Source organism: Romboutsia hominis (assembly GCF_900002575.1).
Taxonomy (GTDB): Bacteria; Bacillota; Clostridia; order Peptostreptococcales; family Peptostreptococcaceae; genus Romboutsia_C; species Romboutsia_C hominis.
Genome location: NZ_LN650648.1, coordinates 572537 through 598753, shown reverse-complemented (window position 1 = coordinate 598753; position 26217 = coordinate 572537). Strand labels below are relative to the sequence as shown.

Annotated in this window: 24 protein-coding genes, 1 pseudogene and 1 other annotated feature; of the genes and pseudogenes, 4 read left to right on the top strand and 21 right to left on the bottom strand. The window is 29.1% G+C overall.

Features of this window, described 5'->3' with window-relative positions:
- Nucleotides 1-5: 5 nt before the first annotated feature.
- The 4 genes from selB to FRIFI_RS02700 form a co-directional block, all read right to left on the bottom strand.
- Nucleotides 6-1895: a selenocysteine-specific translation elongation factor gene (selB, locus tag FRIFI_RS02715; protein ID WP_166504904.1), complete on the bottom strand. Its 1890-nt coding sequence runs from the start codon at nt 1893-1895 to the stop codon at nt 6-8.
- A 21-nt stretch (nt 1896-1916) separates the two neighbouring features.
- Nucleotides 1917-3317 carry an L-seryl-tRNA(Sec) selenium transferase gene (gene selA / locus FRIFI_RS02710; RefSeq protein ID WP_166504903.1) on the bottom strand — a complete coding sequence of 467 codons (1401 nt, stop codon included), beginning with the start codon at nt 3315-3317 and terminating at the stop codon, nt 1917-1919.
- A gap of 220 nt (nt 3318-3537) precedes the next feature.
- The gene (gene selD, locus FRIFI_RS02705) at nt 3538-4578 is read right to left on the bottom strand and encodes a selenide, water dikinase SelD (RefSeq protein WP_166504902.1); all 1041 of its coding nucleotides are present in this window, start codon (nt 4576-4578) and stop codon (nt 3538-3540) included.
- A gap of 100 nt (nt 4579-4678) precedes the next feature.
- On the bottom strand, nt 4679-5341 hold the full coding sequence (locus FRIFI_RS02700) for a helix-hairpin-helix domain-containing protein (RefSeq protein ID WP_207733495.1): 663 nt from the start codon (nt 5339-5341) through the stop codon (nt 4679-4681).
- Between the two features lie 78 nt (nt 5342-5419).
- Between FRIFI_RS02700 and FRIFI_RS02695 the strand changes: the two genes are divergently transcribed.
- Both FRIFI_RS02695 and FRIFI_RS02690 read left to right on the top strand, forming a co-directional pair.
- Entirely contained in the window at nt 5420-6730 is a 1311-nt protein-coding gene (locus FRIFI_RS02695; RefSeq protein ID WP_166504901.1) for a D-alanyl-D-alanine carboxypeptidase family protein, read from the top strand.
- Nucleotides 6731-6841: 111 nt separating this feature from the next.
- Nucleotides 6842-7087, top strand: a complete 246-nt coding sequence (locus FRIFI_RS02690; protein WP_092927211.1) for a hypothetical protein — start codon at nt 6842-6844, stop codon at nt 7085-7087.
- 112 nt (nt 7088-7199) lie between these two features.
- Here FRIFI_RS02690 and sdaAA read toward each other — a convergent pair whose 3' ends face one another.
- The 8 genes and pseudogenes from sdaAA to nadD form a co-directional block, all read right to left on the bottom strand.
- A complete protein-coding gene (sdaAA, locus tag FRIFI_RS02685) occupies nt 7200-8078 on the bottom strand; it encodes an L-serine ammonia-lyase, iron-sulfur-dependent, subunit alpha (protein ID WP_092927213.1) in 879 nt (292 codons plus the stop codon).
- A gap of 21 nt (nt 8079-8099) precedes the next feature.
- Nucleotides 8100-8774, bottom strand: coding sequence for an L-serine ammonia-lyase, iron-sulfur-dependent subunit beta (gene sdaAB / locus FRIFI_RS02680; protein WP_092927215.1), 675 nt, complete (start codon nt 8772-8774; stop codon nt 8100-8102).
- A gap of 357 nt (nt 8775-9131) precedes the next feature.
- Nucleotides 9132-9512 (bottom strand): RidA family protein, encoded by a 381-nt coding sequence (locus tag FRIFI_RS02675; protein WP_092927217.1) that lies wholly within the window; start codon nt 9510-9512, stop codon nt 9132-9134.
- A gap of 160 nt (nt 9513-9672) precedes the next feature.
- A pseudogene (ilvA, locus tag FRIFI_RS15430) lies at nt 9673-10889 on the bottom strand (threonine ammonia-lyase).
- Between the two features lie 347 nt (nt 10890-11236).
- The gene (leuS, locus tag FRIFI_RS02665; RefSeq protein ID WP_166504900.1) at nt 11237-13657 is read right to left on the bottom strand and encodes a leucine--tRNA ligase; all 2421 of its coding nucleotides are present in this window, start codon (nt 13655-13657) and stop codon (nt 11237-11239) included.
- A gap of 56 nt (nt 13658-13713) precedes the next feature.
- Nucleotides 13714-13906, bottom strand: a binding site (T-box leader).
- A gap of 29 nt (nt 13907-13935) precedes the next feature.
- Nucleotides 13936-14286, bottom strand: coding sequence for a ribosome silencing factor (gene rsfS / locus FRIFI_RS02660; protein WP_092927223.1), 351 nt, complete (start codon nt 14284-14286; stop codon nt 13936-13938).
- A 70-nt stretch (nt 14287-14356) separates the two neighbouring features.
- On the bottom strand, nt 14357-14932 hold the full coding sequence (gene yqeK, locus FRIFI_RS02655) for a bis(5'-nucleosyl)-tetraphosphatase (symmetrical) YqeK (protein WP_092927225.1): 576 nt from the start codon (nt 14930-14932) through the stop codon (nt 14357-14359).
- 2 nt (nt 14933-14934) lie between these two features.
- The gene (nadD, locus tag FRIFI_RS02650) at nt 14935-15621 is read right to left on the bottom strand and encodes a nicotinate-nucleotide adenylyltransferase (RefSeq protein ID WP_092927227.1); all 687 of its coding nucleotides are present in this window, start codon (nt 15619-15621) and stop codon (nt 14935-14937) included.
- A 117-nt stretch (nt 15622-15738) separates the two neighbouring features.
- Between nadD and recX the strand changes: the two genes are divergently transcribed.
- Nucleotides 15739-16377 (top strand): recombination regulator RecX, encoded by a 639-nt coding sequence (gene recX / locus FRIFI_RS02645; RefSeq protein WP_092927229.1) that lies wholly within the window; start codon nt 15739-15741, stop codon nt 16375-16377.
- Nucleotides 16378-16653: 276 nt separating this feature from the next.
- Nucleotides 16654-17571: a ribonuclease Z gene (locus FRIFI_RS02640; protein WP_092927231.1), complete on the top strand. Its 918-nt coding sequence runs from the start codon at nt 16654-16656 to the stop codon at nt 17569-17571.
- Nucleotides 17572-17672: 101 nt separating this feature from the next.
- Here the strand turns inward: FRIFI_RS02640 and FRIFI_RS02635 are convergent, their stop codons facing one another.
- The 9 genes from FRIFI_RS02635 to FRIFI_RS02595 form a co-directional block, all read right to left on the bottom strand.
- Entirely contained in the window at nt 17673-19007 is a 1335-nt protein-coding gene (locus tag FRIFI_RS02635) for a CoA-disulfide reductase (RefSeq protein ID WP_092927233.1), read from the bottom strand.
- Nucleotides 19008-19190: 183 nt separating this feature from the next.
- Nucleotides 19191-19562: a YhbY family RNA-binding protein gene (locus tag FRIFI_RS02630; protein ID WP_092927234.1), complete on the bottom strand. Its 372-nt coding sequence runs from the start codon at nt 19560-19562 to the stop codon at nt 19191-19193.
- An 18-nt stretch (nt 19563-19580) separates the two neighbouring features.
- Nucleotides 19581-20858 (bottom strand): GTPase ObgE, encoded by a 1278-nt coding sequence (gene obgE / locus FRIFI_RS02625; RefSeq protein ID WP_092927236.1) that lies wholly within the window; start codon nt 20856-20858, stop codon nt 19581-19583.
- Between the two features lie 137 nt (nt 20859-20995).
- Nucleotides 20996-21286, bottom strand: a complete 291-nt coding sequence (gene rpmA, locus FRIFI_RS02620; protein ID WP_071121257.1) for a 50S ribosomal protein L27 — start codon at nt 21284-21286, stop codon at nt 20996-20998.
- A gap of 13 nt (nt 21287-21299) precedes the next feature.
- Nucleotides 21300-21617 (bottom strand): ribosomal-processing cysteine protease Prp, encoded by a 318-nt coding sequence (locus tag FRIFI_RS02615; RefSeq protein ID WP_092927238.1) that lies wholly within the window; start codon nt 21615-21617, stop codon nt 21300-21302.
- A 13-nt stretch (nt 21618-21630) separates the two neighbouring features.
- Nucleotides 21631-21942 (bottom strand): 50S ribosomal protein L21, encoded by a 312-nt coding sequence (gene rplU, locus FRIFI_RS02610; protein WP_092927240.1) that lies wholly within the window; start codon nt 21940-21942, stop codon nt 21631-21633.
- A 116-nt stretch (nt 21943-22058) separates the two neighbouring features.
- Nucleotides 22059-23462, bottom strand: a complete 1404-nt coding sequence (locus FRIFI_RS02605; RefSeq protein WP_166504899.1) for an Rne/Rng family ribonuclease — start codon at nt 23460-23462, stop codon at nt 22059-22061.
- A gap of 65 nt (nt 23463-23527) precedes the next feature.
- Nucleotides 23528-24229, bottom strand: a complete 702-nt coding sequence (locus FRIFI_RS02600; protein WP_092927244.1) for a TIGR03936 family radical SAM-associated protein — start codon at nt 24227-24229, stop codon at nt 23528-23530.
- On the bottom strand, nt 24229-26073 hold the full coding sequence (locus tag FRIFI_RS02595) for a TIGR03960 family B12-binding radical SAM protein (RefSeq protein WP_092927245.1): 1845 nt from the start codon (nt 26071-26073) through the stop codon (nt 24229-24231). The genes FRIFI_RS02600 and FRIFI_RS02595 overlap by 1 nt, the downstream gene beginning before the upstream one ends.
- Between the last annotated feature and the right edge of the window lie 144 nt (nt 26074-26217).

Here is a 26217-nt window from a genome sequence, read left to right as displayed (position 1 = left end):
CTTATCTAAAATAGTACTCTGCTATTTTCTTTTCTCTTAGTTATTTTATTTCTATCAAAGTTTTCTAATAATATCACACAATTTTTTCGGCTAGAATTAAGTAAGTCTCTGTATTCGCCTAAAGTTATTTCTTTATTTTCTTTTAAATAATTAATCAAATTATTTTTTAGTGTTTCATACAGCTCTTTATCAATAACATGCTTTTCATCTAATTGTTCTACTTCTTGTCCTATCATAGATTCTAATACTTCTTCATAAAATTTATTTTTGTTACATATACCATCTATTGTTAATATATTTTCTGATTTATTCATGCTAGAATTTAACTGATTTTTTATAGTGTTTTTTATTTCTAGCTGCTTTGAGTTTAACCTTACTTCAAATTCATATAAAGATATTAAATTATCGTTTACTTTTACTACTTTTTCTTTACTTAACTTATCTATTAATAAGTCCATCTCCTTAGTCTTAAACTTACCTTCAACTTTAGATCTAAACTCTTCTTTTACCATACCATTTCTAAGTCTGTAAGATTTATGATACTTAGTAAGTAAGTCTACACTTTTAGATTTTAGAGTCTCATATTTATTAATATGCATATACATACTATTTATACAGATAGCTTTATCCATATTTATAAGCTCTTGTAAAGCTTTATCTACATTTTCTTCATTTTCTCCAATATAGGCCATTATCTCTTTTTTACTTGGATATATTTCAGTATTTTTTTTAAGATACTCTTCTAATATATCTTTTAATTCACCTTTTTCTTTTATCTTTAATGAATTTATAACGTTTGTATCAAATTTTTTATGCTTTTTAGGGTTTGTGTCTATTATAGTTCCTCCACCTATAGTTTCCATAGGTGAATAACTTCTAATAACAAATTTATCTCCTTTTTTAGCTACTATACTTTCTTCTAATCTTAATTGTACATATCCATCTTCTGATGAGTTTATTATTTCTTTGTCTAATGGTACTGCCCTGCACAAAATTTCTTTTGTACCATGGTAAAGCCTTAACCTATCCCAATGTTTTAAGCTTTTGTTTGAATGATTTACAATAGATATTTTAACATCTAACATCATGGATTCTTCTAAAGAATTTTTTGCACCTAAAACATCTCCTCTTTTTAGATCTTCAACTTTGACATTAGATATATTTATTGCAGTTCTTTGTCCTGCATAAGCAGTGTTTACATTTTCGCCATGAACTTGAATACTTCTTATTTTCGTTTCTATATTTGAAGGATATAGCATTAAATCATCTTCAACACTTATTTTTCCTTCTGTTAGGGTCCCTGTTATTACAGTTCCAAATCCTTTTACAGAAAATACTCTATCTATATTAAGCCTTGCAGGTGAACTTATATCATTATCTTCTATATCTTTACTTATTTCATCAATTTTGTTTATAAGTTTATCTATACCCCTTTTAGATATAGAATCAACTTCTATTATATCTGCATCTTCAAGAAAAGTTCCTTTTACCTTTTCTATTACATCTTCTTTTACTAATTCTATAAATTCTTCATCTACTGTATCACATTTTGTTAAAACTATTATTCCATTTTTGACATTTAAAAATTTTAATATATCTAAATGCTCAATAGTTTGAGGCATTACACCTTCGTCAGCTCCAATTACAAATAAAACCATGTCTAAACCAGATGCTCCTGCAAGCATGTTTTTTATAAATTTTTCATGCCCTGGAACATCAACTATACCTGCTCTTTTTTTGCTCGGCAAATCAAAATATGTAAATCCTAAATTTATTGATATTCCTCTCTTTTTTTCTTCTGCTAAAGTATCTGTTTCTCTTCCTGTAAGTGCTTTTATAAGGGTAGTTTTTCCATGGTCTATATGACCTGCTGTACCTATTACTATATTTTTCATGTTAATCTCCCCTCTTGTATACTATTTAAATATATTTTTAAGCTCATTTATTATTAAATCATATTCGTCTTCAAATATAGTCCTTACATCTAATATGTATTTATTTTCATACACTCTTGCTATTATATGAGCATTACTTAATCTTAGTCTTCTCTCTAGTGTTGATACATTCATATTATTTGGAGTTATCGCGACTACCTTACTTTTTATAGTCTCTAAAGGCATAGATCCTCCCCCAACTTGAGATAAACCATCTTCTACACATACTTTTGCATCTATTTTTAGTTCTTTTATTTTATTTAATAAATCGTTAGCTTTTTCTTCTAATTCATCTATTTTATAAGTTAACATTCTAAGCGTTGGTATTTCTTTAATTGCTTTTTCTTCATCTAAATAAGTTCTAAGTGTAGATTCTAGAGCGCATATAGTTAACTTATCTACTCTTAGGGCTCTTGTTAATTGATTTTTTTTCATTTTATCTATGTACTCTTTTTTACCAACTATTATACCAGCTTGTGGTCCACCTAGCATTTTGTCTCCACTAAAAGTAACTATATCAGCACCTTTTCGTAGAGAATCTAAAACAGTAGGTTCATAAGACAGTCCATATTTTGATAAATCGATAAATACTCCACTACCTAAATCTTCTATCACAGGTATATTATGCTTTTTGCTAAGGATAGATAACTCATCTATATCTACACTTTCTGTAAATCCAAGTATTCTATAATTACTAGTATGAACCTTCATAATAGCTTTAGTATCTTCACTAATCGCTTCTTCATAATCTTTTAAATGTGTTTTGTTAGTAGCACCAACCTCTAAAAGTTTTGTACCACTTAATTCCATTATACTTGGTATTCTAAAAGAGCCACCAACTTCTACTAACTCACCTCTTGATACTATAACTTCGCCATCTTTAGCTAATGTGCTTAATACAAGCAGTACAGCTGCTGCATTATTATTTACCACTAATACATCCTCAGCATTTGTAAGCCTTTTTATTGTATCTGCTAGATGATCGTACCTCGAACCTCTTTGACCTTTTTCAATATTGTATTCTAAATTAGAATATCTAGATGCAGAATTCCAAAGTTCTTCTTTTATACTTTCACTAAGTAATGATCTTCCTAAATTAGTATGTAATACTGTACCTGTAGCATTTATAACCTTTTTTAAGGATAATGCATAGCTTATATTAATCTCATTTTTTATATCTTTAATTATATTATTTAAATCTAAATTTATATTATTTTTATCGTCCTTAATATCTATTATTTCTTTTCTTTTTCTATCTATAACCTTCCTTATGCACTCTATGACTAAATTTCTAGGATACTCTTCTAATGTATTTTTTATATCTTCTTGGTTTAAAACTTCATCAACTGAAGGTAGCTTAGAAAATAATTCTCTTTTATTCAAATAAATCACAACCTTTGCTCTAAATTTCTAATTATTTAATAATATTTTATATTATTCTATTTTATAGCTAACCCACCTTCTATGTAGTACATAATATTTTCAAAATAAAATTTTATTTGTTTAGCTATTTTATTGATCTATTTTAGTATGTTTTATGCAAATTTTTTCATATATAAAATATGGAAATCATATACTGTATGATTTCCATATTTTATATTATCTATATAACAGTTATGTACTTACTAGATTTTTCTTTAACTTCACCAATTACTTTAGCCTCTATAGATCCATTTTTCTTCATATCTTTTATTAGCATATCTGCTAATTCTTCTCTAACAGAAATTAGTAATCCACCTGATGTTTGAGGATCGTACAATATATCTTCTATTTCAGTTGCTATATTATTTGTACTAACATCTTTTCCTATGTATTCTTTATTTCTATACATACCTGCAGGTATTATACCCATTCTTGCCATATCGACAGCTCCCTCCAATATAGGAACTTCCTTCGAATCTATTTCAATACTTACATTTGATGCCTTTGCCATTTCTAGGGCATGTCCTAAAAGTCCAAATCCTGTTATATCTGTAACTGAATTAACTTCTATATTATCAAAACTCATTGCTGCATACTTATTTAAATGTATCATAGTTTCTATTACTTTTTCAGAAACTTCTTTATCTACTAATCCTTCTTTCATAGCTGTATTTAATATACCTACACCTATAGGTTTAGTTATAATTAACTTATCACCTACTTTAGATGTTGCATTTGATAATACTTTATCTGGATGAACTATACCAGATACTGAAAGTCCATATTTGGGTTCTTTATCATCTACAGTATGCCCCCCAACTAAAAGTGCGCCACTCTCCTTAACTTTATCAAATCCACCCTTTAATATTTCTGCTAAAACATTCATATCATGACATGATGGAAAACAAACTATATTCATAGCTACAATTGGTTTTCCGCCCATAGCATAGACATCTGATAAAGAGTTTGCTGCTGCTATTTGACCAAATATATATGGGTCATCTATCATTGGAGTGAAAAAGTCTAGTGTCTGAATTAAAGCACTATCATTATTTAATTTATATACAGCTGCATCATCGGATGTTTCTAATCCAACTAATAAATTGTCTGTGCTTTCATTTCTAGGTAGTTTACTTAATACTGATGCCAGAACCTCTGGCCCAATCTTAGCCGCTCAGCCACCTGAAGTAGTCATATCTGTAAGTTTTCTTAACATCTCCATATATATCTCTCCTTGTTATGTCTTATAATAATTATAATATCATATTTTTACTTTTAAATTTACAAGTTTATATCAAATATTATTTTATTTAATGGTTATTTTACTCTATAGTAATCATATCCTTAATATCTTCATATTTTTTATCTCCAATTCCATTTACATTTTTTATTTCCTCAATACTCTTAAACTGACCTTTTTCTTCCCTATAATTTAATATTTTGTTAGCCGTAGCCTCTCCAACCCCAGGCAGTTTGTCTAAATCGCTTACGTTAGCTATATTTATATTGATTTTTGAATTATCTTCTTGAGACTTAGTATTATTTTGTGTTACATTTTCGTTATTATTATTTATTTCTTCACCTATTTTAGGTATTATATAATGCATTTCATCTTCTATAGTCATAGCTAAATTTATTTTATTTAAATCTGCCTCTTCTGTAAATCCTCCTAGTAAATCTATAGCATCTATTAACCTTTTGCTATTTTCAATTGTGACCACCCCAGGATTTTTAACCTCTCCACTTATAAATATCCTTATTTCTTTTGATTTATTTTCATTTATATCATTTTTATTTGCTGTTTTTTCCAATATTTTATCTTTGTCCATTTGTTCATCGTACTTTAAATTTTTAGTTTCTTCTTTCTCACTTTTGCTAACTACATATACATTATCTCTAACTTTTAACCCTCTATTAATTATAGTAGCAGATATAGAAAATACGGTTATGAGTATTACTATTGCAACCTTTTTTTGCTTGTTCAAATAAAATCACTCCTTCATTTTAATTATTGACAAAATTATGTTATACTAAAATATAAGTTTTGTTTTGGAGGTTAGTAAATGAAGAAAATTTTATCAATTTTGGCATCCTTGATGATTATACTCTCACAAATTTTAGGAGCTACTAATGAGGCTTTTGCTCAGGATAAAAAGCCTGACCTTACAGCAGAATATGCAGTATTAATGGACTATGAGACTGGAAAGGTTTTATACAATAAAAATGGACATTCCAGAATATATCCTGCATCAACTACTAAGGCATGGACAGCTTATGTAGTTATAAAGCACGTATCTGATTTAAGTTCAATGGTAACAATAAAAAACTTACCACCTATAGATGGATCTAGTATGTACTTAAAAAATGGAGAATCTTTTACAGTTAAGCAATTATTACAAGCTCTTTTAATACATTCTTCTAATGATGCTGCCTTTGTTTTAGCCAAATATGTTAGCGGTTCTGTGGACAAATTTGTAGACCTTATGAATAAGGAAGCTAAAGCTATTGGAGCTGAAGGTACTCATTTTAACAATCCACACGGTTTACCAGATGAAAAGCACTGGACTACAGCTTATGATATGGCTTTAATGGCCAGACAAGCTATGAGTAATGATGTCTTTAGAGATATCGTTAACACTAAATCTATAAAGTTTGAACCAAATGAGGCTTATCCTCATGAAAGATATTTTATAAATACTAATAAATTTTTAACATCTAATGAGAAAATAGACTACAAGGGTGAAAAAATCGATATTAAATATGATATAGTTGATGGTATTAAGACTGGTTATACAGATGATGCTGGTAGATGTCTTTTAAGTAGTGCTGTAAAAAACGATATGAGATTTATAGCTGCTGTTTTTAAAGCTGTTGGAAATGATTTATATCTAGATTCTAGAACACTACTAGATTATGGCTTTGATAACTTCTCTAATACTACTGTTATTGATAAATCTGACTATATAAAACATAAAAAAGTAATTTTTAGTAAACAAGGAGAATTAATTTACGAACCTGAATATAGTTATAAAGTAGTTCTTCCTAAGGGTACTAAAGATGGAATATATACTACAAAAGTTAAATTAGATGATATTAGTTTACCTATAAAAAAAGGGGACAAAGTTGGTGAACTAGAAGTTTATAATAAAAATAAACTAGAAACTACTATCAACCTTGTAGCTACAGATGATGTCAATAGCATTTTTAGCTTTATAACAGAAAATAAAATCATAATGACAATAATAAAAGTTGTATTGTTAATTGGAATTATTGCTTTTGTATTATTTATAACTATGAGAAGAAAATCAAATAAAAATAGACGTTATGCAAGTATCTATTCAAATAAAAACAAAAAATATAAAAGAAGAAGATAAGAGTAGCAATTTATTGCTGCTCTTTTATTTTGTGTAACATTTGTTACAGACAAGTTTTAACTTTTAAGTTATAATGTATTTTTTAATATATTAAATTATTGGAGGTTTATTATGAGCTGTGGATGTTCAAACATGGATAAAAATAACGGTAGAAATGTAGTAGATTTAGTTAGAAGTAAAGGTAAAGGAGATTTTCCTCTAAGAACTACTCATGATATAGAATGTGTTAATTGTAGTAAAGTATTTACAATGACTACTCATGTAGACAAATGCCCTCATTGCAACATGGTTTATGGAGTTACACCTTGTAGTTCTATGGATAAAAATAATATAAAGCCAGCTGGTGTAAATTATTAATCATTTTAACAAATTAAGTTTTTCAAAGAAGTTGCTTTTTATATTTTAAGTAGCTTCTTTATTTTTACTTATATAAAAAGAGCTGTTCTCTATGAGATACAGCTCTTATATATTATCCAAATATTTTCTTAGTTAAAGAACATCCTGTGCAAGTAGCAGCAACTCCACCTAATGCAGTTTCTCTTAACTCCATTGGAAGTGTTTTACCTACTTTGTACATTGCTTCAACAGTTTCATCAAATGGTACTATGTTTAATATTCCAGCTAAAACTAATTCAGCAGATATTAAAGCATTAGCAACACCTATAGCATTTCTTCCTTGGCAAGGCGCTTCAACAAGTCCTGCTATTGGGTCACATATAAGTCCCATAACATTTTGTAAACAGTGAGATGCAGCATGAATAGCTTGTTCAGGTTTTCCACCCATCATTTCAACTACACCAGCAGCAGCCATAGCAGCAGCAGCACCAGTTTCAGCTTGACATCCACCTTCTGCACCAGCAACTGTAGCATTTCTAGTTATTATAGCTCCTATTGCTGAAGCTGTAAATAATGCATCTACCATTTGCTCATCAGTAAATCCATATTCTTTACCTATTGTAACAACAGCTCCTGGAAGTATACCACAAGAACCTGCTGTAGGTGCAGCAACTATTAGACCCATAGAAGCATTAATTTCCATAGTACCCATTGCAGCAACCATAGCTTTATTCATTAATTCTCCACATACACTTCTAGATGAATTTCTATAATTAGTTAATTTCTTAGCTTCTCCACCTATAAGTCCACCCATAGACTTTATATCTTCTTCAACAGCTCTTTCAGTAGCTGCTTTCATTATGCTTAAGCTATACATCATTTTTTCTCTTATTTCTTCTTTAGATAAACCTGACATCTCAGCTTCTCTTTCTAAACATAATTGATGTATAGGCATATTTAACTCTTTACATTTTTCTAATAATTCTGCTCCACTTGTAAAGTTATATTTCATTTTTTCGTCTCTCCTTACTCATTAGAATTTGTCTAAAACTACAACCTTAGCTATTACTTCAAACTTTCTTAATTGCTCAACTAAATCTTGTTCTAATTTTTCATCTGTTTCTATAGTAACAAATGTAAACTCAGATTTAGCTGGCTTATTTGTTGATATTGTTGATATATTTTTATTGTTATGAGCAAGTAATCCTGTTACAAACGATACTGCACCTGGGATATCTTTTATTTCTAGTACTACTGCAGCCTTTGAACCATTAAAATCAAGAGCTAATCCATCCATTTCTGTAAGTTTTATGTTACCTCCACCTATAGAAGCACCCATTACAGTTGACTTTGATCCATCTTCTAAAAGCATTTCCATTTTAACAGTGTTAGGATGTACGTTTTCTCCTAAATCAGTTTTGATAAATTCAAACTTAATACCAGCTTCTTCTGCTAATTTGAAAGAATCTTTTATTCTAGCATCATCAGTCTCAAATCCTAATATCCCACCTACTAATGCTTTATCAGTTCCATGTCCTTTGTATGTTTCTGCAAAAGAACCATGTAACAAGAATTTAACTTCCTTTATACGTTTTCCTGCTATCTTCGAAGCAGTTTTCCCTAGTCTAGCTGCTCCTGCTGTATGAGAACTAGATGGTCCTATCATGTTTGGTCCTACGACATCAAATACACTATAATCCTTAGCCATTGTATTACCTCTTTCTCCTAAAAGTCTTAATTAAAATTTTTTGATTTTAATTGCATTGCATATTAGTATTAATTTTAAATAGCTTAATATTATTATTTATCCAAAACTATCTTATATACATATTTATATCCTTAAATAAATGTATATAAACTAGTTTCTCATAAAATTCAATTTAAAATTTAATCCATTGATAATATTTTATTTAAATTCGTCATATTTTGTCAAGAAGGAAAGCAAAAAAAACTTTTTTGACTATATAATTTTATTTTGTAATTAAATATTTTTTTAACAAACTTTCCTATAAATTACAAAATGACCAGATTTAATCTGGTCATTTTAGTAATTTTTGGTAAAATATTATTTTACAGCTATTACTTCTATTTCAACTTTAACATCTTTTGGTAATCTTGCAACTTCTACACAAGCTCTTGCAGGCTTGCTTTCACCGAAGAATTCAGCATAAACTTCATTTATTTGAGCGAATTCGTTCATGTCTTTTATAAATACTGTAGTCTTAACTACATCTGCAAAGTCATATCCAGCTTCTGTTAATATAGCTTTTATGTTTGTTAATGATTGAGCTGCTTGAGCTTTAACATCTCCTTCAACTATTTCCATAGTTTCTGGTACAAAAGGAACTTGTCCAGATACAAATAACATATTTCCAGCTTTAACAGCTTGTGAGTATGGTCCTATAGCTTTAGGAGCATTATTAGTGTGTATTACTTCGTGTTTCATTTTAAATTCCTCCTTATACATTAACTATATGTATTTAGTATTAGTCTTTCGATACTATTATACTACTATATTTATATTTGTACACATATTTTTTTAAGCAGGGTTACAAATATACTATATTTTTATTTGTAAACACCTGCTTTTAGTATATTTTTTAAAATTACATTTCTACTATATCAAATCCAGCACTTGTTACTGCATCTTTTATTTCTTTTATATGATCTTCTGATACAGTTTCTACAACTAGCTCAGCAGATTGTTTTCCTAGAGTACTTCCCATTGCTAATCTAGATATATTAGCTGCTAATATATTTCCATTTTTTTCACTTATTATCTTAGTTAATTCAGCAAGTCCGCCTGGCTTATCTTGTATTACAGTATTGAATGAGTATCTTCTTCCTTCTGTAGCTAATGCTGTTCCTATAACTCTATATAAAGTGTTAACGTCTACGTTACCACCAGATATTACACAAACAACGTTTTCATCTTTAGCTGGAACATACTTTCCACTTACCATTGCTGCTGTACTTACTGCCCCTGCACCTTCTGCTATAACTTTTTGATTTTCCATTAAGAATAAAATCCCTTGTGCTATTTCTTCTTCAGTTACAACTATAACATCATCAACTAATTCTTTTATTATTTCAAATGTTAAATCTCCTGGTGTTTTAACTGCTATACCATCAGCTATTGTAGTATCATTGAAAGCTGTAGTTACTTCACCATTTTTCATAGATTCCTTCATTGAAGGTACGTTAGAAGTTTGAACCCCTATAATTTTTACATTTGGGTTTAAAGCTTTAGCAGCTACTGCTATACCAGCTATTATTCCCCTCCACCGATTGGACATAATATAGTGTCTACTTTATTGTCTAATTGCTCAAATATTTCAAGAGCTATTGTTCCTTGTCCTGCTATTACATATTTATCATTAAATGGATGTAAGAATGTTGCTCCAGTTTCTTTTTGTATTTCAACAGCTTTTGCATATGCATCATCATATACTATTCCGTTTAAAACAACTTCTGCTCCATATCCTTTAGTCGCTGTTACCTTTGCAAGTGGTGCTGTTGCTGGCATAACTATTGTTGCCTTTATTCCAGTCATCTTTGCTCCTAAAGCAACTCCTTGTGCATGGTTTCCTGCACTTGAAGCTATAACACCGTTTGCCTTCTCTTCATCAGTTAAGTTAGCTATTTTGTTACAAGCCCCTCTTAATTTAAAAGATCCTGTTTTTTGTAAGTTTTCGCACTTATAGAAAACATTTGCCCCAGTCTTAGCACTTAGCTTAGCACTTTCTAATAAATCTGTTTTTTTAACTATATCTTTTATAGTTTCTCTAGCTTGTTGTACATCTTGTAAAGTAACTTTTGTCATCGTATAAGTCTCCCTCTTATTAGTAATTTTTGTAATCACCCTTTAACAATTATTATTCTATACTCTTTTTTTACAAAATGCAACAGGAAATCGCTATTTCATAATTTTTTAATTTTTCTAAAAAAGTGACACAATTACAATTTTCTCCTTTATTAATTAAGAGTATACCTTTGTTACACCTTATTTTTTTAACTTGTATACATTATATTTTACTATATATTTGATACCATTTTATTTTAAAATTTTTTTAAATAATTTTAATTTATTTAGGATTTTATTGTATAAGTTTATTTCTTTTATATTATCCCTAAGCGTAAAAAAGAGGTAGCTTAGCTACCTCTTAAAAACTATTTAACAACTATATTAACTAACTTCTTAGGAACAGCTATAACTTTAACTACAGTTTTACCTTCCACTAAAGCTTTTATTTTTTCGTCTTCCATTGCTACTTTTTCCATATCCTCTCTAGATATATTAGTAGCAACACTTAATTTTCCTCTAACTTTTCCATTAATTTGAACTACTATTTCAACTTCATCTTTAACTAATGCAGTTTCATCATATTCTGGCCAAGATATATCAAATATACTTCCTTCTTTACCTATCATTGCCCATAATTCTTCTCCAATATGAGGAGCAAATGGTGAAAGTATAGTAACTATTGTATCTACACCTTCTTTTATAACAGCATCATTTCTAGCTTCTAATTCTTTGTATTTATACATTTCATTTACTAATTCCATTAATGCTGATATAGCAGTATTAAATCCAAACTTTTCATTAAGGTCTTCTGTAACTTTCTTTAAAGTTGCATTTATTGTGTATCTCATAGCCTTATCTTCTTTAGTTAATTCACCTAGAGAAACATCCTTCTTAGCTACATCTGCTAATTCATCTATTAGTCTATATACTCTATTTAAGAATCTAAAGCATCCTTCAACACCTTGATCTGACCATTCTAAATCTCTTTCTGGTGGTGCAGCAAATAATACGAATAATCTAGCCGTATCTACTCCGTATTCTTTTATTATTTCTGATGGTGCTACAACATTTCCTTTAGATTTACTCATCTTAGCTCCATCTTTTAATACCATACCTTGAGTTAATAAGTTCTTAAATGGTTCTTTAAAATCTAACATTCCCATTTCATTAAATGCTTTAACAAAGAATCTTGAGTAAAGAAGATGAAGGATTGCATGTTCTACTCCACCTATATACTGGTCAACTGGCATCCAATTGTTAACTGCTTCTTTATTAAATGGCTCTTCAGTATTTTTAGGATCTATGTATCTTAAATAATACCAAGAAGAATCAACGAAAGTATCCATTGTGTCAACTTCTCTTCTAGCTGGCTTTCCACAACAAGGACAAGCAGCATCCATAAATGTTTTTGAAGTTGTAAGTGGAGATTCACCTTTACCTGTAAATTCAACATCTGTAGGTAATAATATAGGTAAATTTTCTTTCTTTTCAGGAACTATACCACATTCATCACAGTATACTACAGGTATTGGACATCCCCAATATCTTTGTCTTGAAAGTAACCAGTCTCTTAATCTATAATTAACTGTTTTCTTACCTCTTCCCATTTCTTCTATTTTTTCAATTATAGCTTCAAAAGCTTTTGAAGCTTCCATTCCATTAAATTCACCAGAGTTTACCATTATATTTTCTTCATTTATAACTTCAACTACTGGTAATTCATATTTAGCTGCAAATTCTCCATCTCTTTCATCATGAGCTGGTACTGCCATAACTGCACCTGTCCCATAATCTGCAAGAACATAGTTAGCTATCCATAACTGAACTTTCTCTCCATTTACAGGATTTATAACGTGATTACCTATAAATAATCCTTCTTTTTCTACATCACTTGAAGTTCTTTCTATTTCAGTCATAGTATGCATTTTAGCCACGAAAGCATCCACAGCCTTTTCGTATTCTGTTCCTGCTACTAATTCTTTTACTAGCTCATGTTCAGGAGCTAAAACCATATAAGAAACCCCATAAACTGTATCTGGTCTAGTTGTAAATACCGTTATAGTTTTATCACTTCCATCTATATCAAAAGTTATTTCAGCTCCAGTACTCTTTCCTATCCAGTTCTTTTGCATTGTTTTAACTTTTTCAGGCCATCCATCTAAAGTGTCTAAGTCTTGAAGTAATTCTTCTGCAAATTGAGTAGTCTTGAAATACCATTGTTCTAGATCTTTCTTTATAACGATAGAATCACATCTTTCACATGCACCTTGAACAACTTGTTCATTAGCAAGAACTGTTTCGCAAGATGGACACCAGTTAACAAAAGATTTTTTCTTATATGCTAATCCATGTTCTAAGAACTTTAAGAATATCTCTTGTGTAAATTTATAGTACTCTGGTGTAGAAGTTGCTACTTCTCTATCCCAGTCAAAGCTAAGACCTAATGTCTTAAATTGCTTTCTCATATCTTCTATGTTTTCCATAGTCCATTTATCTGGATGTATCCCATGCTTTATAGCTGCATTTTCCGCTGGAAGTCCAAATGAATCCCATCCCATAGGATGAAGTACATTGTATCCTTGCATTTTTTTAAATCTAGCTACTACATCACCTATAGAGTAGTTTCTAACATGACCCATATGTAATTTTCCTGATGGATAAGGGAACATTTCTAATGCATAATATTTTGGTTTTGTTGTATCATTTGTATCTGTTTTGTATTGGTTGTTTTCTTCCCAAGTTTTTTGCCATTTGGCTTCAACTTCATTTGGCTTATAAACACTCATTTTAATCCTCCTATTATTTTTATAATATTAAAAAATCCCCGTCTCTAAACATAATGTTTAGGGACGAGGATATATTTTCGCGGTACCACCCTAATTAGTCTATAAATAGACTCTCTTAGATAGTTTTTATGCCAACTACGGCTAAATAGATACTTCTAGCAAGTTCAAAGGTATATTTTACTAGTTTTCACCTACCACTAGCTCTCTGAAAAAACATATTCTTTTACTACTCTAGTCTATTTAATTATTTTTAGTTATAATAGTTTATATTATCACCTTTATGCTAATGTGTCAACATCAACATATGGAGCATCTTTCCATAATTTTTCTAGATTATAGAATGATCTATCTTCTTCATTAAATATATGAACCATTATATCGCCATAATCTAAAAGTATCCAAGTTTGAGATTCGTATCCTTCTTTTCCTCTTGGTTCTATACCAATCTTTGTAAGTTCATCTTCTACATTATCAGCTATTGCCTTTACTTGTCTTTGAGATCCTGCTGTTGCAACTATGAAGTATTCACATAAACTTGAAACAGCTCCTATATTTATTATAGATATATCTTGACCTAACTTATCATCTATTGCATCATATGCAATCTTAGTGATTTGTTCTACTGTCATATTATTTCCTACCTTTCTAAAATTAAACATATTTTTATATTATATCATAAATTGTGATTTAAATATATTACTATTTATTGCTTCTATTCTCTAGCATATAGTTTCTTGCTTTTATAGTTTTTTCATGTATCATTTGATTGTTATCTATAACAAATTTTATAGTATTATTAAAAGACAACAACAATGCTTCGTCTAAATTGCCACCATATACAAGTTCTCTTAATTTTTCCACACCATTAAAGTTTCTATCTTCTTCTATTAAGTCAGCTATATATATTATTTTTTCAAGAAGTGACATATTTTCTCTTCCTGTAGTATGAAATCTTACAGCTCTTATAACATCTTCATTTTCTATATTATATTCATATTTACATATATATGAACCTATTATACTATGAGACAATGCTAAACTATTTTTTTCTAATTTATCTAGTTTTATATCATATTTTTTAACATAAAATTTGACATCCTCATTACTTAAGTATTTTGCACAATCATGAACAATTCCTGCTAAATAAGCCATATCTTTATTATATCCGTAAATTTCGCTAAGTTTTACTGCACAATTGGCTACATTCTCAGAATGTCTATATCTTTTTTCTGGTAACATATTTCTTACTTTATCTTTTATATCATTGTAATTCATTTTCAATCTCCATTATTATATAGTTTCTTACATTCTATATACTCTCTAACTTCTTCTGGTACTAAATATCTTATAGATCCATTATTTTTTAATTTTTCTCTTATATAAGTAGATGATATATCTAAAGATGGTACATATACCTCTATAATATTTGCACTATATTTTTTTCTTAAATCATTTATTTTTTCTTTAGTACTAGCTTTGCTTATGCCCGGTCTTGTAGCTGCTATAAATGTTGCTAATCTAAAATTTTCTTCTACATTTTTCCAAGTTTCTATATCACAAATTGCATCTGCCCCTGTTATAAAATATATATCTATTGAGTCGTATTCTTTTTTCATATCCCTAAGCGTATCTATGGTATAAGTTCTTTTATCTCTTATAATTTCCATATCTGATACTATGAAATCTTCATTGCTCATGGTTGCTAACTTTACCATTTCATATCTATCATATTTGTTTACAATGGTATTTTTTTTATGTGGTGGATTGCCCGATGGTATAAATATTATTTTATCTAGTTTATATTTATCCCTAATAAATTCAGCAGTTGCTAAATGTGCAGAATGAATTGGATCAAAAGTTCCCCCCATAATTCCAACTTTTGTACCTTTATATGTTTTGTTAAACTTTCCTAGTTTTGTCCTATTTATCTCCTCTGCTTTCTCAACTAGATTACTAGTAATCATTTTTACTCTCCTTTATATATTTATACTATTATTTTATCATTTTTTTTATAATATTAAAGATTATAAATCATATTTTAGTGTATACTTATATTTATATAATTATAAAGGAGTTTAAATATGGCTATAATTACTAAAATAGAGGCACAAAAAAGGAATACTGACAGAGTAAATATTTATGTAAATAATGAATTTTTCATGGCTATATTTACTGAATTAGTATATACATTCAGTCTAAAAAAAGGTATGGCTATAGATGAAAATGACTTAAAATCTATACTTAAAGAAGAGATGTATATAAAAGCTAAAACAAAAGCTCTAAATATTTTATCTAAAGCAGATCAATCAGAAAATAAAATAAGAGAAAAGCTTTCAAATGACTTTGAAGAAGATACTATTGATTTAGTTATAGAATTTTTACAAAAAAATAATTTTATAAATGATGAAATTTTAGCTCAAAAAATAGTCAATACAAATGTTAATTTAAATAAATATGGTAAAAATAAAATTAGACAAAATCTATATAACAAAGGTATAGATAAAGATTCTATAGAGCAAGCTATATCTAGCTTAGATCAAGATAAAGAATTTGAAAATGCTATGTATTTAGCCAAAAAAAGATATGATAGGATAAAAAACGACGATAAACATAAAATATATCAAAAAATTTATCAACATTTAGCTTATAAAGGCTTTAGTTATGATATTATTAAACGTGTACTAAATAAATTACTAAACGTTGATGAATACGATATGTAGTTTTAGGAGGATTTACTTTGAGCGAGGTTAAAAGAATATTAATAGGTGCTATAAGCCTAGGAATAGGTATATATAATCTTATTCAACTATATAGACAAGATAGCCTTAGATAAAATGGATTATAAATTTATAATCCATTTTTTGCTATAAATCTTAAAGTTTATACTTTATTTAAATTAATATATATTTTTTATCTATAAATATTTCTTTTTGCTACAGCAAATACTATTTCCTGGGTAATTAATTATATAAAAACTATTTTATGAGGAGTTTATAATGATTGATTTAATTTTACTTGGATGCGGAGGGAATCTCCCTACCCCTAATAGATATTTATCTTCTCTTTTTATAAATTACAATGGTAGTAAAATATTAATAGATTGTGGTGAAGGTACTCAAATATCTATGAAAATGAAAAATTGCGGATTTAAAAACCTCGATCTAATTCTTATAACACATTTACACGGGGATCACTTTAACGGATTACCTGGCCTTTTATCTACTATTGGTAATAGTGGCCGTACTGATGACCTAACTATAGTTGGCCCAGTTGGTATAAAGGAATATATAAATGCTGTTATGGTTTTAATTGAATACATACCTTATAAATTAAATATTATAGAAAATCCTAAAAATACTTTTTCCCTAGACCATGATATATTAAAAGACATTGAAATCTCAACTATGGAACTTGACCATTCTAGAGAATGTCTCGGATATAGTTTATATTTTAAGAGAAGGCCTAAATTTAATAAAGAAAAGGCAATTAGTAATAATGTTCCTATTATACTTTGGCAAAAACTTCAATCTGGAAAAAATATTGTATATAACGAGGTAGAATATACTCCTTCTATGGTGCTAGGAGATAATAGAAAGGGAATTAAAGTTAGTTTTATTACAGATACTAGACCTTTACTATCTATACCAGAATTTATAAAGGATAGTAATTTGTTTGTATGTGAGGGTATGTATGGTGATGATATGGATATTTCAAAAGCTGTTAAAAATCATCATATGACCTTTAGAGAAGCTGCAAACCTTGCTAGATTAGGAAATGTAGACAAGCTTATTTTAACTCATTTTAGCCCTTCTCTTGAAGACCCATATATATATTTAAATAATGCTACTAGTATTTTTAAAAATACAATTATAGGAGAAGATAGATTAAGCTTTAATTTAAACTTTAAAGATTAATTATCAAAACGTATTATATTAATATTACATTAAAAATAGGTTATTAAGCATAATAAGCATACCTAATAACCTATTTTTAATCATTTATCGATATTAAGTTACTATTTAGCCACATTTCCTGCTACGTTTAGTACATCCCAAGTTCTAGCAAATGGAGGTGCATAACATAAATCTAACATACCTAATTGATTAGTTGTTAATTTAGCAAATACTGCTGTTGCTATTACATTAGTTCTTTGAACTGCATCTTTAAATCCAACAACTTGTCCACCTAATATAACCTTTGTTTTTGCATCATATACTAACTTGACATATATCTTATTTCTACCTGGGTAGTAATTAGTTTGGTTAAAATCAGATATAAACTTAACTTTAAAGTCTAATCCAAGCTTTTGTGCTTGTACTTCTGTAAGTCCTGTAGAACCTGCTTCCATGTCCATAACTTTAATACAACTTGATCCTAAAGAACCTTGGAACTTATTATTAGCTCCAGCTAAATTTTCTCCAACTATTCTTCCTAATTTATTGGCTCCTGTCGCTAATGGAACATAAGAATCTTGTCCGCTTACTATATTTTTTATAGTAGCACAATCTCCAGCTGCATATATATCTTCTATAGAAGATTTTCCATATTCATCAACTATTATTGCTCCATTAGGTAACATATTTATACCTGTATCTTTTATAAAATCAGTAGCTGGTCTAACTCCAGTAGCTATTATAACTACATCAGCTTTTATTTCACCTTTATTAGTTATAACTTTTTCTACTTTAGTTTGTCCAACAAGTTCTGCTGCAAGTTCTTCTAATCTTAAATCAACATTATGTTTTTTAATTTCCTCTTCTAAAACATCAGTCATTTCTTTATCAAATACATTCTCAAGTATTCTACTTGTAGATTGAATTACTGTTACATTTTTACCTAATTTTTTAGCAGCTTCAACAGCTTCTAGACCTATAAATCCAGCCCCTATTATAACTACATCTTTATTTTCTTCTTTATTTAATAATTCTTTTACTTTTATTCCATCTGCCATGCTCTTTAATGTAGATACGTTTTCTAGCTGTACATTCTTTATAGGTGGTATTACACTATATGCACCTGTTGCTACCATTAACTTGTCGTAAGAATCTTCAAATTCAACACCAGTTTCTAAGTTTTTAACTATAACCTTTTTGTTTATTGCATCGACTTTTACTACTTCATGATGTATATTTAAGTCTATTCCAGTTTCTCTAAACTTTTCTGGACTTCTTGCTATCATATTGTTAGGGTCATCAAAAAATCCTCCAACAAAATATGGCAATCCACAAGCTCCAAATGATACAACTTCTCCCTTTTCATATACCACAACTTCATAATCTGGTTTAATTCTTTTAAGTTTTGCAGCCGCACTCATTCCAGCCGCAACTGCACCAATTATTATAACTCTCATTTTTGCCTCCTAAATTGCAGTCATTTTATATTTTATAATTAAGTTAGTATTTTGCCTTACTTTTTATACCATTCTTAGTTATTATATTAACATTATTTTTTGTAAAAATCTATATACTTCATTATAATATAAAATCTTTTTTATAAAAAATAACCATCTAAAATAGATGGTTATTTTACTAACTTATTTTCTAAATGCCTTTTTAGTAGGCTTTCCTTTTTTAGTCATATTTTCTGGCTTAACCTTTGGTTTAGCTGGTTCTTGACCTGGGAAGAATATCTTTGGTTCTTCTTGATTTTTTCTATATATTGTAAATTTATATCCTATAGCTTGTACAAATTCCGCTCTTAAAGCTTCACATACAGCATTAGCAGTTTCTTTAGCATCTAATCCTGCATTATCAAGTATAGTTACTTTAACTATTTCTCTAACTCTTAACATATCATCTAATTGTTCTAAGAAACTCTCTGTAACACCATCTTTACCTATTTGAGTAACAGGCTTTAAAGTGTTAGCTATTGATCTTAAGTATGCTCTTTGCTTACCTTTTAACATTTTGTCACCTCTTAATTTTTAATTGTAGAATTCAAATTCTAATTCATATATTCTAACAGTATCTCCATCTTCTATTCCCATCTCTCTTAGTCTATCAAAAACACCTTCGCCTTCCATAGCCTTTTGGAAATATTGGATAGATTCCATATCATCAAAGTTAACAGAGTACATTATTCTTCTTAGTGCCTTACCAGTAACAACATACACTCCGTCTTCTATTTCTATGTTTAAACCTTCTTCTTCTGTATTATCAAGTTCTGGCTTATACATTTCTTCTTCTGTGAATAACTCTATTTCTTCAACATCTCTTAGTATCTCAGAAACATATGCTATTACATCATCTACACCCTCTCTAGTAGCAGCAGACATTTTAAATACTTTATACCCTCTGCCTTCTAAGTTGTTTTTAAATTCTTCAAATACACTTTCATCTTCAAGTATATCTATTTTATTAGCAACAACAATTTGTGGTCTAGTTGATAATTTTTCATTGTATAACTTAAGTTCATCATTTATCTTATCAAAATCTTCTAATGCATCTCTACCTTCTAGTCCTGATATATCAACTATATGTATTAATACTTTAGTTCTTTCAACATGTCTTAAGAAGTCGTGTCCAAGACCAACTCCTTCAGCAGCTCCCTCTATAAGACCTGGTATATCTGCTAACACAAAACTATCACCAAATTTAGTTTGAACAACACCTAAGTTTGGTGTTAATGTTGTAAAGTGATAGTTTGCTATTTTTGGCTTAGCCTTAGTAACTACTGATAAAAAAGTAGATTTTCCTACGTTAGGGAATCCTAGTAACCCAACATCAGCTATCATTTTAAGCTCAAGAGTTACCCATCTTTCTTCTCCATCTGTACCAGATTTAGCAAAAGCTGGAGCTTGTCTTACTGAGTTACCAAAGTGTTGGTTCCCTTTTCCACCTCTACCACCTTTAGCTATTACAGCTCTATCTCCCTCTTCTTTTAAATCCGCTAATATAAGTCCTGTAGCTTCATCTCTAACTACAGTACCTGCAGGAACTTTAAGAATTAAATCCTCTCCATTTTTACCTGCTTTTCTTTTTTTACTTCCGTCTCCACCGTTTTCTGCAGCATATTTTCTCTGATATTTGAAATCCATTAATGTTCTAAGACCTAAGTCAACTTCAAATATAACACTTGCACCGCGTCCACCGTCTCCTCCATCTGGTCCACCAGCTGGAACATATTTTTCTCTTCTAAAAGATACCGATCCGTTACCACCGTTCCCGGCCTTAATAAAAATTCTCGCTCTATCTATAAACAAATTAATCACCTACTTGATCGACCTTAAATTAATTTAATTAGGGTCTTTTTGATTATTTTTCCCGATTTAACTGACTTTAATCAGTAAAATATCTATCTACAAGAAAAAGGAGTGCATTAACACTCCTTTTTTAAGTATTACTCAGCTATAGATACTGGGTATACACTTACTTTCTTTCTCTTCTTATCTTTTCTTTCGAATTTAACAGCACCGTCAACTAATGCAAATAAAGTGTCATCTCCACCTTTACCTACGTTAGTTCCTGGATGTATCTTAGTTCCTCTTTGTCTTACTATTATACTACCAGCAGTAACTACTTGTCCGTCAAATCTCTTAACACCTAATCTCTTAGATATAGAATCTCTACCGTTCTTAGAAGATCCTACCCCTTTCTTAGATGCAAGTAACTGTAAGTTCATGTTTAACATTTGGAGTCACCCCCTACTTTTTTAAGATTTTTATGTTTTTGGGATATTCCCTTTTAATTCCTTCAATAGCTAATTGAAAATGATTTAATAATAGTTGAGAATCATTTAGATGTTTATCTTTAACTATACACTCTATATGACCTTCTTGACCTACTACTTTTTCAAATTCAACTTTAACAAGCTTGTCTAAAGAATTTATGACTGCAATTGCATTAGATGTTACTGCAGAACATACTATATCATAGCCTATTTCAGCGAAATCAGCATGACCTTTTAGACAAAAGCCTTTCATTAAGAAATCATCGTTGTAATAATATTTAACTTTAATCATTACTATTCACTAATTAAGCGTTTATTTTTTCAACAACTATCTTAGTGTATGGTTGACGATGTCCTTGCTTTCTTCTGTAGTCTTTCTTAGCTTTGTACTTGTAAACTACAACTTTCTTAGCTTTACCTTGCTCAACAACTTTTGCTTGAACAGAAGCACCTTCAACAACTGGAGCTCCAACTACTAACTCTCCGTCTTTAGTGCAAGCTAATACTTCGTTTAAAGTAACCACATCACCTTCGTTAGCTTCTAACTTTTCAACGAATAATACATCACCTTCAGCAACTTTATATTGCTTTCCACCTGTTTTAACTATAGCGTACATTAAATACACCTCCTCGGTCTCAAACTCGCCATACAGGTACTTCAGTAAGAAGTTTTAAACCTGTTCTGTGCGGCATTACATTTATTAATATTACTACGTTATTATACATTTGTCAACTAACTATTATAAATTATATTTACTTTTTCTATATTAATTTCAGGTAAACCTTTTAACTCAAGATTTATACTATATTTTTTACTTATACTTTTAATTATATCCTCAAAATTTTTATTTATATCTTCATATACTTTTTTATTAATTTCAATTGTTATATTGTTATATGATGTATGTTCTTTAATTCTCATAGTTTCTTTTTCTATATTATCTATTATAGTTTTGGTAGATATAACAAAAGAGTCGCCCTTGCATAAATTGCACTCATCTAAATAATAATTATATATAGGGTCTTTTTCTCTTCTTCTTGCTATCTCAACTAAACCTAATTTTGTCATCCCTAATACCTTAGATTTTCTTTTATCTTTACTTAATTCTTCTTCTAGTACCTTTATAAGTTCTCTTTTTTGACTTTCTTTTTCCATATCTATAAAATCAATTATAATTATTCCAGATATATCTCTAATTTTTATTTGTCTAGCTATTTCTATAGCTGCTTCTAAATTAGTTTTATATATTGTGTCTCTTAGTTTTATATTGCCTATATTTTTTCCTGTATTTACATCTATAACCGTTAAAGCTTCAGTTTTTTCTATTATTAAGTATCCGCCACTACTTAACCATACTTTTTTATTAAGACACTTTTGTATTTGAGAATTTACATTGTATATATCAAATACATCTTTATTTTTTTCTAATATAATTTTATCTACATATTTTTTCTCTATAGATTTTAATAGTTCTTTTAATTCATTATATTTTTTTTCATCATTTGTAACTATTTTACCTAAATCTTCACTTATATAATCTTTAATGTATTTACTTGCAAAATCCAATGATTTATAAAGCAGCTTAGGTCCTATTCCTAATTTAAACTCTTTTAAGATTAAATCATATTGACTTTTTAAGTTTTCTATGTCCTCTTTTAAATCTTCTAAGCTACATCCTACTGCTTCTGTTCTTATAATTATACCTGTATTGTCTTTAATAATTGATTTAGCTAGCTTTTTTAATCTAAATCTTTCTTTCTCATCTGTTATTTTGTTAGACATAGTTATTCTATCATTTGACGGTATATAAACTATATATCTTCCAGATAAACTTATTTCAAGATTTAATTTGGCTCCTTTATTTCCTATCTCTTCTTTATTTACTTGAACCATTATTTCTTGCCCTGCTTTTATATTGTCTTCTTTTTTTAATTGAAGGTATGCAAGTCTATCGAAACCTATGTCTACAAAACATGCTTCTATTCCTGGCAATACTTTTTTTACTATACCTCTATATATATTAGAGACTTTTTTGTTCTTTTTATTATCCTCTATATATACCTCACTTAATTTATTGTCTTCAAGTACAGCCACTTTCTCAGATGATATAAGAGATTCTATTATTATATCCTTCATACTTCACTCCTAATAAATCAATAATCTTTTTAACTACTAAAAAAGGTGGATAAATCCACCTTTTTTTACATAGGACTTACTAATTGTCCATCTTTCACTACATATAAGTCTCTTCTTAATATATCTACATCTAATGGGTCCATTTCTAATTCTAACATTTCTAATATTTTTGGTATAAATATAGAAGTATTTAAGTTAGCCTTAGATCCTGTCGCTATTGTAGCTTCTAAAATTATTTTATTATCTTCTGCATCTAATAAATCAAATAATTTTATCATAGGTCTTATATCTGACTCTACTAACTTACCTTTTTTATTTCTCTTAGTTATCATTATTTCTTTTTGAGCCATAAAATCTAATATTTGATTTTTTATGAACTCTTTAGTTAATATTTTTTCTGTTTCTATAGTAAATACATATTCTCCATACTCTATAGTAGATGATAATGATGGAGTTTGTTTAGTTATTTCCTCAGCTTGTATAAATTTTATACCTTCTGGTAATTGTTCATTCATTCTAGATAAATACTCATCTACAGTTATATCACCTTCTATTTCAACGTCTACATACTCTCCTTGACTTTCTGTACCTAGAGCTAAAGCATTTCCGTAACTTATTTTTGGATGGGGATTGTATCCTTGAGAATGTGCTAAATCTATTTCAGCTCTTCTAAAGGCTCTTTGTAAAAGTTTTTGCAAATCAAGATGCGATATATATATCATATCTCCTTCTTTGTTAAATTTAGTTCTTATTATTTTGTTTTCCATTAACAAAGCCCCCTTCCTATTTCATGTGCATTTATTCCACAACCATTACATTTATGTCTACAATCTACTGTAACTGTGTCTTGTTTAGCTTTTTCATTTTCTCTAACTAAGAATTTCTTAGAAACTCCAACGTCTATATGGTCCCAAGGGAATACTTCTTCATATTCTCTCTCTCTATTAGCATAAAATGCTATTTCTAAGTTATTTTTAGCCATAGCTTCTTTCCAAGTATCTAAATTAAAGTGTTCTGACCAACCATCAAATTTAGCACCCATTTTGAAAGCATCATATATAACTTTACCTATTTTTCTATCTCCTCTAGCTACAACAGCTTCCATTAAACTAGTTTTTGAATCATGGTAGTTATATTTTATATTCCCATTTTTTAACTTTTTAACTAAATATCTTTGCTTTTCTATAACTGTTTCTGTTGTATCTTGTCCATGCCATTGGAATGGTGTAAATGGCTTAGGTACAAATGTAGATGTACTTACTGTAACACCAAATGCTCTTCTTAACTTTCCACCATTTACATCTCTGTAAGTATCGATTACATCATAAGCAAGTTTTGCTATTCCATCTAAATCATCATAAGTTTCTGTTGGAAGACCTATCATGAAGTATAATTTAACACTATTCCATCCCATTTCAAATGCTTTTCTAGTTGCATTTTCTAAGTCTTGTTCGCTTACACCTTTATTTATAACATCTCTTAATCTTTGTGTTCCTGCTTCTGGAGCAAATGTAAGTCCTGACTTTCTTACTTGTTGTATTTTTTCTGCTATCTCCATAGAGAAATTATCAAGTCTTAATGATGGTAGAGATATTCCTATATTTTTAGGAGTATATTCATCAACTAAATAATCAGTAAGCTCTGCTAATTCACTATAGTCACTAGTACTTAACGAAGATAATGATATTTCATCATATCCAGTGTTTTTAACTAGTTTTTCTAGTAATTCTTTTAATCTCGCTACACTTTTTTCTCTTATTGGTCTATATATCATACCTGCTTGGCAGAATCTACATCCTCTTGTACACCCTCTAAACAGTTCAAGTACTATTCTGTTATGAACAGTTTCTATAAAAGGAACTATTAATTTTTCTGGATATGGAACTTCTTCCATATTTTTTATTATTCTTTTTCTTGGTTTTTGAGGTACACCTTCTCTATTTGGTACTACTTCTTTGACAGTTCCATCTTCATTGTATGAAACATCATAGAAGCTTGGTATATAAACCCCTTCTATTGTAGATATCTTTTGTAAAAAGTCTTCTCTAGTTGTTTTATTTTTTTTCCATTCTTTATAGGCATTTATAACTTCTGGGTTTACTTCTTCACCCTCACCTAATATTACTATGTCAACAAAATCAGCTAAAGGCTCTGGATTGTAAGCACATGGTCCACCTACTAATATAAATGGATCATCTAGCTTTCTTTCTTCTCTTAATAATGGTATATTAGCTAAATCTAACATATTCAATATATTAGTGTAAGAAAGTTCATATTGAAGCGTAAATGTAACAAAATCAAAATTTGTTATAGGTTCTCTTGATTCTAGAGCAAATAATGGTATATTTTTTTCCCTCATCATCGCTTCCATATCTACAGCTGGAGCATATACCCTTTCGCAAAATACTTCTTCATCCTTATTTATAACATCATATAATATATGACTTCCTAAGTGACTCATTCCTACTTCATATAAGTCTGGGAAACAATGTGCATATCTTATTAAATTTTCATTTGTTGTATCTTTATGAATTGAATTTATTTCATTTCCAAGATATCTAGCAGGCTTTTCAACTTTTTTTAAAATTCTTTTTAAGTCTACTTTATTCATTTATGTTAAAACCTCCAAATAAGTTTATTGTTTATAAGCATAAGTATTATTATACACGATATAGCATTATCTATCAAAATATTATTAATTATTTTATATAGTTTTAAGTTTTTAAAATTAGTATATTAAAACATTGTGCCTATA

Bases quoted from the DNA above. Each gene is read 5' to 3' on its own strand.
- rpmA (WP_071121257.1), bottom strand. From the start codon at position 21,286: ATGTTAAACATGAACTTACAGTTACTTGCATCTAAGAAAGGGGTAGGA.
- FRIFI_RS02635 (WP_092927233.1), bottom strand. From the start codon at position 19,007: ATGAGAGTTATAATAATTGGTGCAGTTGCGGCTGGAATGAGTGCGGCT.
- FRIFI_RS02595 (WP_092927245.1), bottom strand. From the start codon at position 26,073: ATGAATAAAGTAGACTTAAAAAGAATTTTAAAAAAAGTTGAAAAGCCT.
- FRIFI_RS02640 (WP_092927231.1), top strand. From the start codon at position 16,654: ATGATTGATTTAATTTTACTTGGATGCGGAGGGAATCTCCCTACCCCT.
- leuS (WP_166504900.1), bottom strand. From the start codon at position 13,657: ATGAGTGTTTATAAGCCAAATGAAGTTGAAGCCAAATGGCAAAAAACT.
- selB (WP_166504904.1), bottom strand. From the start codon at position 1,895: ATGAAAAATATAGTAATAGGTACAGCAGGTCATATAGACCATGGAAAA.
- nadD (WP_092927227.1), bottom strand. From the start codon at position 15,621: ATGATTACTAGTAATCTAGTTGAGAAAGCAGAGGAGATAAATAGGACA.
- FRIFI_RS02690 (WP_092927211.1), top strand. From the start codon at position 6,842: ATGAGCTGTGGATGTTCAAACATGGATAAAAATAACGGTAGAAATGTA.
- sdaAA (WP_092927213.1), bottom strand. From the start codon at position 8,078: ATGAAATATAACTTTACAAGTGGAGCAGAATTATTAGAAAAATGTAAA.
- rplU (WP_092927240.1), bottom strand. From the start codon at position 21,942: ATGTACGCTATAGTTAAAACAGGTGGAAAGCAATATAAAGTTGCTGAA.
- FRIFI_RS02630 (WP_092927234.1), bottom strand. From the start codon at position 19,562: ATGTTAAAAGGTAAGCAAAGAGCATACTTAAGATCAATAGCTAACACT.
- FRIFI_RS02600 (WP_092927244.1), bottom strand. From the start codon at position 24,229: ATGGAAAACAAAATAATAAGAACTAAATTTAACAAAGAAGGAGATATG.
- rsfS (WP_092927223.1), bottom strand. From the start codon at position 14,286: ATGACAGTAGAACAAATCACTAAGATTGCATATGATGCAATAGATGAT.
- FRIFI_RS02615 (WP_092927238.1), bottom strand. From the start codon at position 21,617: ATGATTAAAGTTAAATATTATTACAACGATGATTTCTTAATGAAAGGC.
- FRIFI_RS02605 (WP_166504899.1), bottom strand. From the start codon at position 23,462: ATGAAGGATATAATAATAGAATCTCTTATATCATCTGAGAAAGTGGCT.
- recX (WP_092927229.1), top strand. From the start codon at position 15,739: ATGGCTATAATTACTAAAATAGAGGCACAAAAAAGGAATACTGACAGA.
- yqeK (WP_092927225.1), bottom strand. From the start codon at position 14,932: ATGAATTACAATGATATAAAAGATAAAGTAAGAAATATGTTACCAGAA.
- FRIFI_RS02675 (WP_092927217.1), bottom strand. From the start codon at position 9,512: ATGAAACACGAAGTAATACACACTAATAATGCTCCTAAAGCTATAGGA.
- sdaAB (WP_092927215.1), bottom strand. From the start codon at position 8,774: ATGGCTAAGGATTATAGTGTATTTGATGTCGTAGGACCAAACATGATA.
- FRIFI_RS02695 (WP_166504901.1), top strand. From the start codon at position 5,420: ATGAAGAAAATTTTATCAATTTTGGCATCCTTGATGATTATACTCTCA.